Below are 15,324 nucleotides of genomic sequence, written 5' to 3'. Positions count from 1 at the left end.
CGATGGGCCAGATCCGATTGCGCATTAATTGCAACACGATTTTTCTGGTATAGCAAGTCTTCCGCGCCGACCCGACCACCGCGTGGTAGTTGAAGCTGCTGATCAGTTCGAATGCAGCAACAGCCTGTGCTTACAGCACGTCTTGCTATTTCCGCCCTGAGAGCGCGCTGCGCCGCTGTATTCGGCATTGCGTTGCTCTCAGTTTGCGCAAATGAGGCTGTGCAATATTGCTGCAGCGCCGAACGCCGCCACAGTTGCGGCCAGGATGCGACAATTTAGGACACTTTCGACCGTGGTCACCTCGGTCGCACTTCGGTAAGCTACCGTCTGAATCGGCAGCGCCGGTTCCAAGGCAGAAGCAACAATCACCAAGGAGCCATTTCGATTTTGGCGAATGATCTGCAAGCAAGCTCATCTCCGGTGCGAAACCGGGTTCTGGCCCAACTCGCGCCCGACGATCTCGAAGCGCTCAAGCCGCTGCTGCGGCCTGTGGAGTTCCGCGGCCGTGCCGTGCTGCAGGAAGCCAATCGGCGGGTCGAGTGCGTGCACTTCATTGAAGATGGCCTTGTGTCGCATCTATCCGGAACTCGCACCGACTTCGTCGAGACGGCCATGGTCGGTTACTTCGGCTATGTCGGCGTTCCGCTGGTGCTGGGAGCCGAAGTGTCGTCGCAAAGATCGGTGGTGTGCATGCCTGGCACCGCACTGCGGATCGAAGCCGACGATCTGACGCGAGTGATGGCCGATCGCCCGCAAATTCGCGAAGAGATGCTCCGCTACGTGCCGGCGTTGATCGCTCAGAACACCCAAAGCGTGCTGTGCGCAGCCAAGCATGAAATCAATCAGCGGCTGGCGCGCTGGCTGTTGTTGGCGAACGACCGCATCCAGAGCGACGTGTTGTACATCACGCACGAACTGCTTGCGGCCAGCATGGGCGTTCGCCGCGCCAGCATCACCAACGCGCTGTTGCAGCTCGAGGCAGACGGCGTCGTGGAGAAACGTCGCGGCGCTGTACGTATCGTCGATCGTCCGGCGCTCGAAAGTCGCACTTGCGACTGCTACCATGTAGTGCGTGATGCGTATGATCGGTCCTGCGTCGCGGACAGCGACGAACACCGACATGATTCTGGTGAAGGCATCGTCGCCGGGACCGCCTGACGAACAGCATCATCATCCCATCGGTGCAGCGGGCCACGACCGTCGCGGCCTGCTGCACCGAACGTTCACTTGCGGAACGTCACGTCGCAGGCGGCCCTGCAGAAACCTGCCTCCGCCAAATCGATCCTGCGACCAGCACCAAGATCGCACCAACGATCGCGAACAGATACTCGCCGACGTTGCCGTTGCCGGACAGATCGAGGGACATCCCCATCGCGCCGAACAGCTTATCGAGCTGACTGCCGATCGGCGCGTCGAGCCGATGGACCAACGGCAACGCCGCCGGATCCGTGGCGATCACCTGCCCGGCGATCCAGCCGAGCAGTGCCGCACCGGCCCACACCAGGATCGGCAGTTTCTCCAGCACCATCAGGATCAGTGCCGCGCCCGCCACGATCAGCGGAACGCTGATTGCGAGCCCAAGAATCAGCAGCGGCACGCTGCCGTCGGCAGCCGCGGCGACCGCGATGACGTTGTCGAGACTCATAATGATGTCGGCGACGACCACAATCTGAACGGCGTGCAACAGATGCGAGGCCGCTTGAACGCTGTCTTCGTCTTCGGTCTCGGGAACCACCAGCTTGGCGGCGATCACCAGCAGCGCCAGTCCGCCGACCAGCTTCAGGTAGGGCCACTCCATCAGCGTGGCGACGATGCCGGTGAAGACGATCCGCAGCAGGACCGCGGCGCCGGCGCCGAGCACCATGCCCCACAATCTGTGGTTCGGCTTGAGCCCGCGGCATGCGAGCGCGATCACCAGCGCGTTGTCACCCGACAACAGCACGTTGATCCAGATGATCTTGCCGACGGAGATCCAGAATTCGGGTTGCTGAATGCCGCTCTTGAATTGGGCGACAACCGACCAGAAGGTCGCGGGGTCAAAGACGTGCAGCACCCAGTCCACGATCTTTCCCCGACTACGCCGGCATCCCGCGGCCGCCGAGGATCAGCGGCCGGGGACGTCCGACGGGTAATGCTTATCCGACGATTTCGTTGCCGGAGAAGAACTGCGCGATCTCGATCTTGGCGGTTTCCGCCGCGTCCGAACCGTGCACCGAATTCTCGCCGATCGACTTGGCGTGCGCCTTGCGGATGGTGCCGTCAGCCGCCTTCGACGGATCGGTCGCGCCCATCACGTCGCGGTACTTGGCGATCGCGCCCTCGCCTTCGAGCACCTGAACCACCACCGGGCCGGAGATCATGAAGTCGACCAGTTCGCCGAAGAACGGGCGTTCCTTGTGAACCGCATAGAAGGTCTCGGCCTGGTCGCGGGTCATACGGATGCGCTTCTGGGCGACGATCCGCAGACCGGCCTTTTCGATCAGCGCGTTGATCGCGCCGGTGATGTTGCGCTCGGTCGCATCGGGCTTGAGAATCGAGAAAGTCCGTTCGATCGCCATGGAATGTCCTTGAAAGCTAAGGGCGGGAGGGAGTTGCCGGGCTTATATCCACGCCGCCGCGCTCCGGCAAGCTGCGGGGCGCGATTCATCGGGCACCGCCTGCTCGAGCCGGTTGCCTTTGTGGTCCGACCCGGCCAAAACGCGCCATGCTCACGCTTACCGACATTTCGATCCGGCTCGCCGGACGGCTGTTGATCGACCAGAGTTCGGTCCAGATCGCCCCCGGCGCTCGCGTCGGCTTCATCGGCCGCAACGGCGCCGGTAAATCCACCCTGTTTCGCGCGATCCGCGGCGAGCTCGCAACCGAGACCGGCCGGATCACCCTGCCGCCACGATGGCGGATCGGCAGCCTCGCCCAGGAAGCACCGAACGGTCCCGAAGCGCTGCTGGATGTCGTGCTGGCCGCCGATGTCGAACGGGCGGCGCTGCTGCACGAGGCCGAGACCGCTCAGGACCCGCATCGCATCGCCGACATTCAGACCCGGCTGGTCGACATCGACGCCCACTCGGCCCCGGCGCGCGCAAGTGCCATTCTCAGTGGCCTCGGCTTCTCCGCAACGGACCAGGCTCGCTCCTGCTCGGAATTCTCCGGCGGCTGGCGGATGCGCGTGGCGCTGGCCGCGACGCTGTTTGCCGCGCCCGACCTGTTGCTGCTCGACGAGCCGACCAACTATCTCGACCTCGAAGGCACGATGTGGCTTGAGGACCATCTCGCCAACTATCCGCGCACAGTGATTGTGATCAGCCACGATCGCGACCTGCTCGATACGTCGGTCAACGAGATCCTGCACCTCGACCGCGGCCGGCTGGTTCACTTCCGCGGAAGTTACTCGGCCTACGCGGATTTCCGCGCCAACAAACTGGCGCTGGACGCCAAGAATGCGAAGCGTGACGAAGCGCGGCGCAAGCATCTTCAGGACTTCGTCGATCGCTTCAAGGCCAAGGCCACCAAGGCACGGCAGGCGCAATCGCGCGTCAAGATGCTGGAGAAGATGAAGCCGATCGCGCCGCTGGTGGCGGACGATACTCCGGAGATCAACTTCCCGGCCCCTGAGAAAACACTGTCACCGCCGATCATCGCGGTCGACAACGCCGCGGTCGGCTACGACCCCAAACATCCGGTGCTGCGCCACGCCACCCTGCGGATCGATCCGGACGATCGCATCGCGCTGCTCGGCGCCAACGGCAACGGCAAGTCGACCCTGGTGAAGCTGCTGGCGAACCGGCTGCCGCCGTTCTCCGGATCGGTGACCCGCGCCGACAAGCTTTCGATCGCTTATTTCGCGCAGCATCAGCTCGACGAACTCAATGAAGACGGCTCGACCTACGACCACGTTCGCAAGCTGATGCCGGATGCGCCCGAGAGCAAGATCCGGGCGCGCGCCGGTGCCATGGGCTTCTCCGGCAAGGCGGCCGACACCCTGGTCAAGAGCCTGTCGGGCGGCGAGAAGGCGCGTCTGCTGCTCGGGCTGGCGACCTTCTACGGCCCCAACATGATCATCCTCGACGAGCCGACCAACCACCTCGACATCGACAGTCGGGCGGCACTGGCGGAAGCGATCAACGACTTCCCCGGCGCGGTGATCATGGTGTCGCACGACCGCTATCTGATCGAGGCCTGCGCCGATCGCCTCTGGGTGGTGGCCGATCACAAGGTCAAGTCATTCGAGGGCGATCTCGACGAGTATCGTCGTGCCGTGCTGTCATCCCGCGGCGCGCGGAGTGCTGCTTCGGAAGCCAAGGAGCGCAAGCCCGACGAAGGCGCCGGGAAGCCGTCGGCACCGCGGCCGAAGAAGACGGTGTCGCTGAAGCAGCAGATCGCCGATGCGGAAGCCGAAATCGACCGCATCAATGCGATCATCGCGAAGATCGATGCCGCGTTGGCGATTCCCGACTTGTTCACCCGCGACCCGAAGCAAGCGGCGCAGCTCGGCACCGCGCGCGCGAACGCACAAGCCGCGCTGCAGGCCGCAGAAGAAAAATGGCTGGAAGCAAGCGCGGCGCAGGACGCCGCGCAGAGTTGAGCGCGACTACCCCGAATGCCCGCGCCGCTTGGCCCGGGTCGGCCTGCGCTCTGGGGCGGCCTCTTGAACACGCTCGATCGAGGTGAGACGCCCCGCGGTGAAGGTGTAGATGCCGGGACGTGGCCCGCGGTTGTAGGTCAGAACCGTCGAACGATCGCCGCGCTCGTTGTTCGAGAGGCTGACGTGATCCGGCGCCCCGATCCCGCGTGCGACGTCACACTCGGTATGGCCGAGGGCGACGGTTCCGCCTTGAGACAGCGGCGCGACCTGACCGTCCTGCGGTGCATTGGGGTCACCCGGCGCCGGCGCCATGCCCGAGCAGCGGCCGTCGGCACTAATGAGATCGTCAGGCGTGATCGGCTTATCCGGCGTCAAAGGCGGCGTCTCGATCGAGATGTTCTTGATGAACACCCGCCCCGGCCGTGAAAACCAATCCGCGTCACGCGACAGGAATTCCGGCGTGCCGGAGCAGCCCGCGAGCACGGGCGTCGCAACTGCGAGCGCAACGAACAATGGCCGGACGGAAAACTTCTGATACACGGTCGAACGCGCCCCAACAGACATCTTAAGCTCTTGTCCAATCATCGATTTACGGCACCACCGTGACGAGCCCCACATCGCCTCGACAATCTGGTGGCGCGATCCACACCCGTTTTAGTCGCGACGCTGCCAACGGCCGGACTCGTCGGCCTGCCAATAGGTGACGTCGAACGCGCGCGCCTTGCACTGTTTCCAGGCGTCGCGGGCCAGCGCCACCGCCTCGTCATCCTCGCCGTTGAACAGCAGAACGATTCTCTCGTAGCTGTCCGAATCCGCTGGAAGCGCTGCGTTGTCGACCAGGAACCGAACATTGGCTTCGTTCGGCCTCCCCTCGCCCGCCGTCAGCAGGATCGGCTGATGCGCCGCATCCGCCACACGCCAGGTGGCATGCGGCAGAAACGAATCCTCACGATAGGTCCACAAGTGAGAATCGAGCGCATCGGCCCTTTCCTCAGAGGTCGACTGCACCACCACCCGCCAGCCGCGCGCGAGTGATTTCTCGAGCAGCGGCGGCAGCACCTGTTCGATGGTCCTGCCTTGCAGGTGGTAGAACAGCACTTCGGTCATCGCGGTGCGATTACTTCTTGGATTCGTAGTACTCCGCCACGAGCTGATTGAGCAGCCGGACGCCGTAGCCCGAGCCCCAGCTCTGATTGATGTCGTTCTTCGGCGCGCCCATCGCAGTGCCGGCGATATCGAGATGTGCCCACGGCGTGCCGTCGACGAACCGCTGCAGGAATTGCGCCGCGGTGATCGAACCGCCGTTGCGCGATCCGGTGTTCTTCATGTCGGCGAACTGGGAATCGATCTGCTTGTCGTATTCCGGTCCGAGCGGCATGCGCCACACCTTCTCCCCGGTCGACTGACCGACCGCGGTGAGGTGCTCTGCAAGCTGATCATTGTTGGAGAACAGGCCTGCATAGTCGGTGCCGAGCGCAACCATGATGGCGCCGGTCAGCGTCGCCAGATCCACCATGAATTTCGGCTTGTGCTTCTGGGCCACGTACCAAAGCACGTCGGCCAGCACCAAACGGCCTTCCGCGTCGGTGTTGATGATTTCGATGGTCTGCCCGGACATCGAAGTGACGATGTCGCCGGGGCGCTGGGCATTGCCGTCCGGCATGTTCTCGACGAGACCGATCGCACCGACGACATTGACCTTGGCCTTGCGTGCGGCGAGCGCGTGCATCAGGCCGACGACGCAGGCGGCACCGCCCATGTCGCCCTTCATGTCTTCCATGCTGGCCGACGGCTTGATCGAGATGCCGCCGGTGTCGAAGCAGACGCCCTTGCCGACGAAGGCGAGCGGCTGCTCGCCCTTCTTGCCGCCGTTCCAGCGCATGATCACCGTGCGTCCGGGATGCGCCGAGCCCTGCGAGACGCCGAGCAGCGCGCCCATCTTCAGCTGGGTCATCGCCTTGACGTCGAGGATCTGCACCTCGACGCCGAGTTTCTTGAGTTGCGCGGCGCGCTTGGCGAACTCTTCCGGATACAGCACGTTCGGCGGCTCGTTGACGAGTTCGCGCGCCAGGATGACGCCATCGACAACATGGCTGCCGGGCGTGAAGGCCTTTTTCGCCGCCGCCGGATCCGCCACCGCGATCGAGACGCTGGCATTCACCGCGCCCGAATCGTCGTCCTTCTTCTTGGTCTTGTAGCGGTCGAACTTGTAGGCCCGCAGCCGGATGCCCGACGCGATTGCAGCAGCCTGTTCGGGCTGCATGGCGGCACCGGGCAGATCCGCGATCACCGTCACGGCCGTATCGGCAGCGCCGATCTTGCCGGCAACCGCGCCGCCGAGCTTGAGCAGATCATAGTCTTTGATCGCCGCGACCTTGCCTGCGCCAATGACGATCAACCGCCCGACCTTCAGCCCCTCCGGTGCAAGCAGATCCAATGCAGAACCGGCCTTCCCCTTGAACTGGCTGCTCGCGACAGCGCGCTTGACGGTTGCAACTGCAACGCCCAAGGCCTTGGTCGCGGCCGTACCGAACTTCAAAGCGTCGTCGCAGAACACGATCAGAGTGCCGCGCGCAGGCGCAGAAAACGGGACGAAACCGACCTTGACGGCGTCGGACATTGGCATTCCTCCTGAAGCAGGCTGTCGGCGACAAATGATCCCGGCAGTCGCGGGTCCAAAGTTGTTGTTTTGGAGCGTTGAGGCGTCAAGTCAAGACAACATCTGAAGCCTTGCTCTCGTCACGGGAAAGTGGAATGCGCTCAGGCCCTCGAGACGGATGGAAGCCCACTATGAGAGAGCCGGCGAGCGGTGATCGCTGCATCTGCGCCGCGACGGTCGGACCTGTGTCCTTTGGGCGACGGTCGCGCACCATTAACCATATCCCCGACACGCCGCGGCGCGGCCATTTTGTTGACAGATCAGACAGATGGTAATGACAGGCTGGGACAAGGCCGGGCTTTCCGCCCTGGGGAGGATTCATGATGAATCCGGGCGGCCGTTAGATCCGGATCCGAGGGGATCGTACTGAGACGATGGGCTCCATCGACAGCTATATCTTCCGCACGACTCTGATTTCGTTTGCGGTGGTGATGGGCAGCCTGACGGGTGTGATCTGGATCACCCAGGCGCTGCGCGGCATCGACTTGATGACGAGTCAGGGCCAGACCATTGTGACGTTCCTTGGCCTCACTGGCCTTGCCGTCCCGGTGCTGGTGCTCGTGATCGCGCCGATCGCGTTGATGATCGCGGTCGCCCACACGCTGAACAGGCTGGCGACCGATTCGGAAATCATCGTCATGAACGCCGCTGGACTGTCGCCCATCCGGCTGTTCCGGCCGTTCTTTTACGCGACGCTGGTGGTGGCCGCCCTAGTGATCGTGATCGGCGCCTATATCGCGCCGGACGGGCTGCGCCGGATTGCGCGCTGGGACAGCGAGATCACCGCCGACGTGCTCGCCAATGTGCTCCAGCCCGGCCGTTTCGCGCAGCTCGAACCTGGCCTGACGATCCGCGTGCGTGAAAGACAGCCAGGCGGAATGCTGGTCGGCGTCTTTATCGACGACTCCCGCGACCCGAACGAACGGGTCAGCATCATTGCCGATCACGGCACTGTCTTGAAGAACGAGCAAGGCTCGTTCCTGGTCTTGGAAGACGGCCACCTCGAGCGATTCCAGGCAGGCAAACAGGAACCGGCGCTGGTGGCGTTCAGCCGTTATGCCTTCGACATGTCCAAGTTCTCCCGCGCCCGGGACGTCTCCTACGGAATCCGCGAACGGTATCTCTGGGAGCTGCTGTGGCCGCCGGCGAACGATCCGCTGCTGGCGCGCCTGCCGACCGAATTCCGATCGGAAATGCACGACCGGCTGCTCGCCCCGATCTACCCCTTCTTCTTCGCCACCGTGGCGTTTGCCTTCCTCGGCTTGGCTCGGACGACGCGCCAGAGTCGCACCTTCTCGATGGTCGGCGCGGTATTGGTGGCCTTCTTGGTGCGGCTTGCGGGGTTTGCGTTGTCGGTGATCGCAAACAAAACGCCCTATGTCGCGGGGCTGCAATACTTGCTGCTGGCGGTCGCGATCGCGACGTGCCTGTGGCTGATCAAGCGCAACGTCGTGCTCGAGCCACCGGCGCGGCTGACCGAGGCGCTGAACAGCTTCAACGCCTCGCTGGTCCGGTTGATCCGGCGACCGGCGGCCGCCTGACGCGAGGCACGCCATGGTCGTCAACACGCTTGGACGCTATTTCGCCCGCCGCTTCGTGATCGCTTCGCTCGGCGTGTTTTTCGGCTTGTTCGTGCTGCTGGTGTTCGTCGACTATATCGACCTGCTGCGCCGCGCCGGCGGGCTTGCAGTGTCGGCATTCTACGTCGCACAGGCGTCATTCTGCCGGGTGCCGCAATTGCTGGAGCGGCTGCTGCCGTTCTGCATCCTGATCGGCGGCATGACCTGTTATCTGGCGCTGTCGCGCAGCCTCGAATTGGTCGTCGCGCGGGCCGCGGGGCTATCGGCCTGGGAGTTCATCTCACCCGCTCTATGGAGCGCGATCGCGATCGGGATTTTCGCCACCGCAGTGTTCAATCCGCTGTCGGCGCATATGCAGGAGCGGGCCAAGCAGATGGAAGCCGAAATGTTCGGTGAAAACACCGGCGGGCTGCAAGACGCCAACGGCTTCTGGATGAATCAGGTCAGCGCCGACGGACAAGCCATCATCAACGCTGCACGCAGCCAGCAGCAGGGGGCGGTTCTGACCGGGATCACGGTGTTTCGCTTCGAGCCAGATTTCCAGTTCAAGGACCGAATCGAGGCGCGCGAAGCAGTGCTGGAGCCGGGTCATTGGCTGCTGAAAAATGTACGCCTTTATACCTTGGATAGCGCTCCGGTGGATCAGGATACCCTCTTGCTGCCCACGTCGCTGACCTTGGCGCAGGTCCGGAACAGCTTTGCCACGCCGGAAAGTGTGTCTTTTTGGCAACTTCCGTCCTACATCAAATCCTCGGAGAACTCCGGATTCGCGACGGCGGGCTATCGCCTGCAGTACCACAAGCTGCTGGCAAAGCCGTTTTTGTTGGCCGCAATGGTCATGCTAGCTGCTTCTGTCAGCTTGCGATTCTTCCGTTTCGGCGGCGTGCAAAAGATGGTTTTGAGTGGCGTGGCGGCAGGCTTTCTGCTCTATATCCTCTCGAAAGTGACTGAGGACTTGAGTAAGGCTGAACTGATGCATCCGCTTGCTGCAGCGTGGTTGCCCGTTTGTGTGGGCGGTCTCGCTGGATTTTTAGCCTTGCTCTATCAGGAGGACGGATAGTGGCTCCGATGGCCGCCCTCCGTGGAAAACTGTCGACCAAGCGTCGGCGTACCAAGGTGCGCCGTGAACGTGCGGTGACGGCCGTATTGCTGACGCCTTTTGCCGTGCTCGCGCTCGCGGGCGGGATGCAGGCGGTCGCGATCGATTCTGCGTCGGCCCAGGGCTATAGCTACAATCCGCGCCCTGCCCGGCCGAAGCCGCCGCCGGCTGCCAATAACGGCCAGATGCTGGTTCAGGCCACCGAGGTCAATTACGACTACAATAACAAGCGCGTCGCCGCGGTCGGCAACGTGCAGATGTATTACAACGGCACGACCGTCGAGGCCGATCGGCTGGTCTACGACCAGGACACCAAGCGGTTGCGCGCCGAGGGCAACGTCCGCATGACCGATGCGGACGGCAAGATCACCTACGCCAACTTCCTCGATCTGTCGGATGATTATCGCGACGGCTTCGTCGATTCGCTCCGCGTCGACACCGCGCAGGACACCCGGATCGCCGCCTCGCGCGCAGACCGCACCGGCGGCAACTACAACGTGTTTCAGAACGGCGTCTACACGGCCTGTGCGCCGTGTAAGGACGATCCGAAGAAGCCGCCGCTGTGGCAGGTCAAAGGCGCGCGGATCATCCACGACCAGACCGACAAGATGCTCTATTTCGAGGATGCCCGGATCGAGTTCTTCGGTGTCCCGCTGGCGTATCTTCCGTATCTGTCGACACCCGACCCGACGGTGACGCGTAAAACCGGCTTCCTGATGCCGTTCTATACGAGCAACTCTACGTTCGGCTCAGGCTTCGAAATTCCGTTCTACTGGGCGCTGGCGCCCGACTACGACGTGACGCTCACCCCGCGCGTGACCACCAAGCAGGGCGTCCTGATGCAGGGCGAGTTCCGGCAACGATTGCTGGACGGCTCCTATCAGATCCGCGCCTACGGCATTAATCAGTCCGACCCAGCCGCTTTCGGCAGCAATCCCGGCAATCGCGACCTTCGCGGCGCCGTCGACACCCAGGGCCAGTTCGCCCTCAACGATAAGTGGGTGTGGGGCTGGGAAGGCGTGCTGATGTCCGATCGCGCGTTCTTCCTCGACTATCGGCTGGCGCAGTATCGCGATAGCTGGGGCACGTTCCTCAATCAGTCGACCGAGGCGACCTCGCAGATCTATCTGACCGGCGTCGGCAACCGGTCGTATTTCGATATTCGCGCGATCTATTATCTCGGCTGGGCGTCGGCGGACATTCAGGGCCAGATCCCGGTCGTGCACCCGGTGCTCGACTATTCGAAGACGCTCGATCAGAACATCTTCGGTGGCGAGTTCAGCTACAAGACGAACCTCACCAGCCTGAGCCGGCAGACCGCACAGTTCGATCCGGTCACGACGATCGCGAACACAACCGGGCTGTGCCTCAACACCTCTGCCGATCCGGCGGCCCGACTGCCGTCGAGCTGTCTGCTGCGCGGCGTTCCCGGCACCTACACCCGGCTGACGGCGCAGGCCGACTGGCGGCGCTCGTTCACCGATCCCTACGGCCAGATCTGGACGCCGTTCGCATCGTTGCGCGCCGACGCGATCGACGCCTCGATCTCGAACCAGCCGGGCGTGTCGAACTACCTGACCCCTGGCGATACGCAGACGATGCGGCTGATGCCGACCGTCGGTCTCGAATATCGCTACCCGTTCATCAACGTGCAGCCGTGGGGCACGACCACGATCGAACCGATCGCGCAGGTCATCATCCGCCCGAACGAATCCTACGCCGGCAAGCTGCCGAACGAAGACGCTCAGACCATGGTGTTCGACACCAGTAATCTGTTCAGCGTCGACAAGTTCTCCGGCTACGACCGCGTCGAAGGTGGCGGTCGCGCAAACGTCGGCGTCCAGGCGACGACGCAGTTCGATCAGGGCGGTTCGATCAATGTGCTGTTCGGCCAGTCCTATCAGCTGTTCGGCCTGAATTCGTTCGCTGTCGCCGACGCCACCAATACGGGCCTCGACTCGGGTCTGGCCAAGCCGAAATCCGACTATGTCGGCCGGGTGTCTTACTCACCGAACTCGACCTACAAGTTCACCACCCGTGCCCGCCTCAACGAAGCGACGTTCAATGTCGAACGGTTCGAGGCCGAGGCCAGCGCCAGCTTCAATCGCTGGTCGGTGAGCATGATTTACGGCAATTATGCTGCGCAACCGGATCTCGGCTTCCTGACTCGTCGTCAGGGCATTCTCGGAACCGGCTCGCTCAAGCTCGCCTCGAATTGGGTGGTCTCCGGCGGGGCCCGCTGGGATCTTGAGGCGAACAGGATCAATCAATATATCGTCGGCGCGGGTTACGTGGACGACTGCTTCGTCCTGGCTGTGAACTACGTGACCGGATATTCGTATGCCAACTATGGAACGACGCCGACGCTCACCCACTCCGTGATGCTGCAGCTCGGACTACGGACGATCGGCATGACGTCCATGCAGCAGAGCCTGTCTGCGGCATCGAGCGGCCTGTTCGGCCAATAACGCGCGCTGCGCGGGCCTGAACCGTTTCCGGCTCGCGGCGACCCAACATCCCTTTTGGCTGTGAGGCAAACGCGACCTATGACGAGCAAGCTCTCTCTTCGCATCCTCGGCTTGGCGCTGTGCTGCACAGTAGCGATCCCGGGCCTTGGAACGGTTGCGGCAAAGGCCCAGTCGGTGGTCGTGATGGTGAATGGAGAGCCGATCACCAATTTCGACATCGAACAGCGCTCGAAACTGAATCGGCTGTCTCACAAGAACGACACCCGGCAGCAGGTGCTGGACGATCTGATCGACGAGAAGGTCAAGATCAAGGAAGGCAAGAAGTACGGCGTCAATCCCACCGATTCCGACATCGACTCGTCTTTCGCAACGATGGCGTCGCGGATGCGGATGACGCCGGCGCAAATGACGAAAATGCTCGAGTCTCAAGGCATTCGGCCGGACACATTGAAGTCGCGCATCAAGGCCGAGATGGTGTGGGGCAGCCTGGTTCGCGGGCGCTTCAAGGACAGCCTTCAGATCAGCGAGCGCGAGATTCAGTCGCAGCTCAAGGGCGGCGACGACTCCAAGGCGGTCGAAAGCTACGAATATCAACTCCGCCCGATCGTGATGATCGTGTCGCGCGGCTCCGGGTCGATCGATGCCCGCCGCAAGGAAGCCGAGCAGCTTCGCGGCCGGGTTTCGACGTGCGCGGAGGCCGATCGCTTGTTCAAAGCGCTGCCGAATGCTGCGATCCGGGGAACCGTCATCAAGACCTCGGCGGATCTTCCTCCGGCGCTGCGCGAAATCCTCGACAAGACTCCGGTCGGCCACCTCACCGCGCCGGAGGTCACCAAGCAAGGAATCGAGATGGTGGCGCTGTGCGGACGCAAGGAATCGACCGCAGACACCCCTCGGAAGCGCGAGATCCGCGACAAGATGTTCGGCGAGAAGTTCACGGCGAAGTCGAAGGAATATCTGCAGGAAGTCCGCAAGTCTGCGATGATCGAGTATCGCTGATCGCAAAGGCGCCTCTGCTTCTCGCAGCCTGCAGTGTCGGCGGCGCGGACCGCGGACCAGATGTGGACCGAAATGGCAAAACCACTGGTGCTGACGCTCGGTGAGCCCGCGGGAATCGGCCCCGACATCACGCTCGCGACTTGGCTACTGCGGACGCAACGCGGCATCCCTCCATTTTATGTCAGGGGGGACGCCGGCAGTCTCGCCCGCCGCGCCGCCCTGCTAGGTCTCGATGTCGCCATTGCCGAGATTCGAGCAGAAGATGCGGCAGCTAGCTTCGCGGACGCGCTCCCGGTGGTCTCGACCGGGCTGAAGGCGACGGCCGCTCCCGGCAAACCGGACGCCTCCAGCGCGGCAGCGGCGATCGGTTCGATCGAACAGGCCGTTGCCGATGTGAACGGAGGCCGTGCAGCGGCGGTCGTCACCAACCCGATCGCGAAGAGCGTGCTGTACCAGGCCGGCTTCCGCCACCCGGGTCACACCGAGTTTCTGGCCGAACTGGCCAAGCGCGACGGCATCGTGCCACAGCCGGTGATGATGTTGTGGTGCCCATCCCTCGCCGTGGCGCCGGTGACGATCCACGTTTCGCTGCGCGATGCCATCAGCCAGCTCACAACCGAGTTGATCGTTTCGACAGCCCGGATCGTGGTCGAGGACATGCGCAACCGGCTAGGTCTCGCTCGGCCCCGATTGGCCCTCGCAGGCCTCAACCCCCATGCCGGCGAAGACGGGGCGTTGGGCCACGAGGACCGCGCCGTGGTCGCACCTGCGGTCGAGATGCTGCGCGGCGAAGGCATCGACGCGCGTGGACCGCTGCCGGCCGACACGATGTTTCATGCCGCCGCACGCAAGACCTACGACTGCGCGATCTGCATGTATCACGATCAGGCGCTGATCCCGATCAAGACGATCGCCTTCGACGAAGGCGTCAACGTTACGCTCGGCCTCCCCTTCATCCGCACCTCGCCGGACCATGGCACAGCGTTCGACATTGCCGGCAGTGGACAAGCGAACCCGTCGAGCCTGATCGCCGCGCTGAAGCTGGCCGCACACATGGCATCGGCCAAGACCGCATGAGCGCAATCGACGATCTGCCACCGCTGCGTGAGGTGATCCGGCGGCACGACCTCGCCGCTCGGAAATCACTCGGCCAGAACTTCCTGCTCGACCTCAATCTGACGGCTCGTATCGCACGGGCGGCCGGACCGCTCGACGGCGTTACCGTCGTCGAGATCGGTCCAGGCCCGGGCGGCCTGACCCGCGCTCTGCTGGCGACAGGCGCCAAGCGCGTGATCGCCATCGAGCGCGACGAACGTGCGCTCGGCGCGCTGGAAGAAATCGCCGCTCACTACCCCGGCCGGCTGGAGATCGTCAGCGGCGACGCGATGGAATTCGATCCGCGTCCGATGCTGAATGGCGAACGCGCGCGGATCGTCGCCAACCTGCCCTACAACATCGCCACCCCGTTGCTGATCGGCTGGCTCTGTGCCGAGCCGTGGCCGCCGTGGTACGAGATGATGGTGCTGATGTTTCAGCGCGAAGTGGCGCAGCGCATCGTCGCGCATCATGACGACGACGCCTATGGCCGGCTTGCGGTGCTGGCGAACTGGCGCGCGGAGACGCAGATGCTGTTCGACATTTCGCCGTCCGCCTTCGTGCCACCGCCAAAGGTGACCTCCTCTGTGGTGCGCCTGGTGCCTCGCCAGCAACCGGAGCCGTGCGATCGCGCAGCGCTCGAACAAGTCGCCGCCGCCGCCTTCGGCCAACGCCGCAAGATGCTGCGTCAGAGCCTCAAATCGCTCGGCGTCGATCCGGCGCAGCTCACAGCAGCCGCCGGGATCGATCCGGCGCGTCGTGCCGAAACCGTGCCGGTCTCCGGTTTTGTTGCCATGGCGAATGAATTGGCCAATAGTCGCGCGATAAGAACACAAGCCTGA

13 protein-coding genes are annotated in these 15,324 nt (G+C 63.4%); 8 read left to right on the top strand and 5 right to left on the bottom strand.

Annotated elements, in window-relative coordinates; all coding sequences use genetic code 11:
• The first annotated feature begins 387 nt into the window (after nt 1-387).
• Nucleotides 388-1,158, top strand: coding sequence for a Crp/Fnr family transcriptional regulator (locus DY468_RS02850; protein ID WP_164602188.1), 771 nt, complete (start codon nt 388-390; stop codon nt 1,156-1,158).
• A 79-nt stretch (nt 1,159-1,237) separates the two neighbouring features.
• On the opposite strand, the gene DY468_RS02845 is transcribed toward DY468_RS02850, so the two are convergent.
• Both DY468_RS02845 and ndk read right to left on the bottom strand, forming a co-directional pair.
• Nucleotides 1,238-2,062, bottom strand: a complete 825-nt coding sequence (locus DY468_RS02845; RefSeq protein ID WP_164602186.1) for a TerC family protein — start codon at nt 2,060-2,062, stop codon at nt 1,238-1,240.
• A gap of 73 nt (nt 2,063-2,135) precedes the next feature.
• Entirely contained in the window at nt 2,136-2,558 is a 423-nt protein-coding gene (ndk, locus tag DY468_RS02840) for a nucleoside-diphosphate kinase (protein WP_164602184.1), read from the bottom strand.
• Nucleotides 2,559-2,704: 146 nt separating this feature from the next.
• Between ndk and DY468_RS02835 the strand changes: the two genes are divergently transcribed.
• On the top strand, nt 2,705-4,582 hold the full coding sequence (locus DY468_RS02835) for an ABC-F family ATP-binding cassette domain-containing protein (RefSeq protein WP_164602183.1): 1,878 nt from the start codon (nt 2,705-2,707) through the stop codon (nt 4,580-4,582).
• A 6-nt stretch (nt 4,583-4,588) separates the two neighbouring features.
• On the opposite strand, the gene DY468_RS02830 is transcribed toward DY468_RS02835, so the two are convergent.
• The 3 genes from DY468_RS02830 to DY468_RS02820 all read right to left on the bottom strand — a co-directional run bounded on the left by DY468_RS02830 (nt 4,589) and on the right by DY468_RS02820 (nt 7,202).
• A complete protein-coding gene (locus DY468_RS02830; protein ID WP_205511840.1) occupies nt 4,589-5,146 on the bottom strand; it encodes a hypothetical protein in 558 nt (185 codons plus the stop codon).
• Between the two features lie 90 nt (nt 5,147-5,236).
• Nucleotides 5,237-5,689 (bottom strand): DNA polymerase III subunit chi, encoded by a 453-nt coding sequence (locus DY468_RS02825; protein ID WP_164602181.1) that lies wholly within the window; start codon nt 5,687-5,689, stop codon nt 5,237-5,239.
• Nucleotides 5,690-5,699: 10 nt separating this feature from the next.
• Nucleotides 5,700-7,202 carry a leucyl aminopeptidase gene (locus DY468_RS02820; RefSeq protein ID WP_164602179.1) on the bottom strand — a complete coding sequence of 501 codons (1,503 nt, stop codon included), beginning with the start codon at nt 7,200-7,202 and terminating at the stop codon, nt 5,700-5,702.
• A gap of 413 nt (nt 7,203-7,615) precedes the next feature.
• Between DY468_RS02820 and lptF the strand changes: the two genes are divergently transcribed.
• From lptF to rsmA, 6 genes are all read left to right on the top strand, one after another.
• Entirely contained in the window at nt 7,616-8,782 is a 1,167-nt protein-coding gene (gene lptF / locus DY468_RS02815) for an LPS export ABC transporter permease LptF (RefSeq protein ID WP_164602177.1), read from the top strand.
• Between the two features lie 13 nt (nt 8,783-8,795).
• On the top strand, nt 8,796-9,881 hold the full coding sequence (lptG, locus tag DY468_RS02810; RefSeq protein WP_164602175.1) for an LPS export ABC transporter permease LptG: 1,086 nt from the start codon (nt 8,796-8,798) through the stop codon (nt 9,879-9,881).
• Between the two features lie 8 nt (nt 9,882-9,889).
• Nucleotides 9,890-12,388, top strand: coding sequence for an LPS-assembly protein LptD (locus DY468_RS02805; protein ID WP_164602173.1), 2,499 nt, complete (start codon nt 9,890-9,892; stop codon nt 12,386-12,388).
• A 78-nt stretch (nt 12,389-12,466) separates the two neighbouring features.
• Nucleotides 12,467-13,387, top strand: coding sequence for a peptidylprolyl isomerase (locus tag DY468_RS02800; protein ID WP_164602171.1), 921 nt, complete (start codon nt 12,467-12,469; stop codon nt 13,385-13,387).
• Nucleotides 13,388-13,447: 60 nt separating this feature from the next.
• Nucleotides 13,448-14,464 (top strand): 4-hydroxythreonine-4-phosphate dehydrogenase PdxA, encoded by a 1,017-nt coding sequence (gene pdxA, locus DY468_RS02795; protein ID WP_164602170.1) that lies wholly within the window; start codon nt 13,448-13,450, stop codon nt 14,462-14,464.
• On the top strand, nt 14,461-15,324 hold the full coding sequence (gene rsmA, locus DY468_RS02790; RefSeq protein ID WP_164602168.1) for a 16S rRNA (adenine(1518)-N(6)/adenine(1519)-N(6))-dimethyltransferase RsmA: 864 nt from the start codon (nt 14,461-14,463) through the stop codon (nt 15,322-15,324). The genes pdxA and rsmA overlap by 4 nt, the downstream gene beginning before the upstream one ends.

This window comes from Rhodopseudomonas sp. BR0M22 (genome assembly GCF_010907035.1).
GTDB lineage: Bacteria > Pseudomonadota > Alphaproteobacteria > Rhizobiales > Xanthobacteraceae > Rhodopseudomonas.
The sequence above is the reverse complement of the archived record's forward strand: the minus strand, read 5'-3'. Positions and strand labels throughout refer to the sequence as shown.

Excerpts from the sequence above, each read along its gene's own strand:
- DY468_RS02820 (WP_164602179.1), bottom strand. The coding sequence starts at position 7,202 with ATGTCCGACGCCGTCAAGGTCGGTTTCGTCCCGTTTTCTGCGCCTGCG.
- lptG (WP_164602175.1), top strand. The coding sequence starts at position 8,796 with ATGGTCGTCAACACGCTTGGACGCTATTTCGCCCGCCGCTTCGTGATC.
- ndk (WP_164602184.1), bottom strand. The coding sequence starts at position 2,558 with ATGGCGATCGAACGGACTTTCTCGATTCTCAAGCCCGATGCGACCGAG.
- rsmA (WP_164602168.1), top strand. The coding sequence starts at position 14,461 with ATGAGCGCAATCGACGATCTGCCACCGCTGCGTGAGGTGATCCGGCGG.
- DY468_RS02825 (WP_164602181.1), bottom strand. The coding sequence starts at position 5,689 with ATGACCGAAGTGCTGTTCTACCACCTGCAAGGCAGGACCATCGAACAG.
- DY468_RS02835 (WP_164602183.1), top strand. The coding sequence starts at position 2,705 with ATGCTCACGCTTACCGACATTTCGATCCGGCTCGCCGGACGGCTGTTG.
- lptF (WP_164602177.1), top strand. The coding sequence starts at position 7,616 with ATGGGCTCCATCGACAGCTATATCTTCCGCACGACTCTGATTTCGTTT.
- DY468_RS02805 (WP_164602173.1), top strand. The coding sequence starts at position 9,890 with ATGGCCGCCCTCCGTGGAAAACTGTCGACCAAGCGTCGGCGTACCAAG.
- pdxA (WP_164602170.1), top strand. The coding sequence starts at position 13,448 with ATGTGGACCGAAATGGCAAAACCACTGGTGCTGACGCTCGGTGAGCCC.
- DY468_RS02800 (WP_164602171.1), top strand. The coding sequence starts at position 12,467 with ATGACGAGCAAGCTCTCTCTTCGCATCCTCGGCTTGGCGCTGTGCTGC.
- DY468_RS02830 (WP_205511840.1), bottom strand. The coding sequence starts at position 5,146 with ATGTCTGTTGGGGCGCGTTCGACCGTGTATCAGAAGTTTTCCGTCCGG.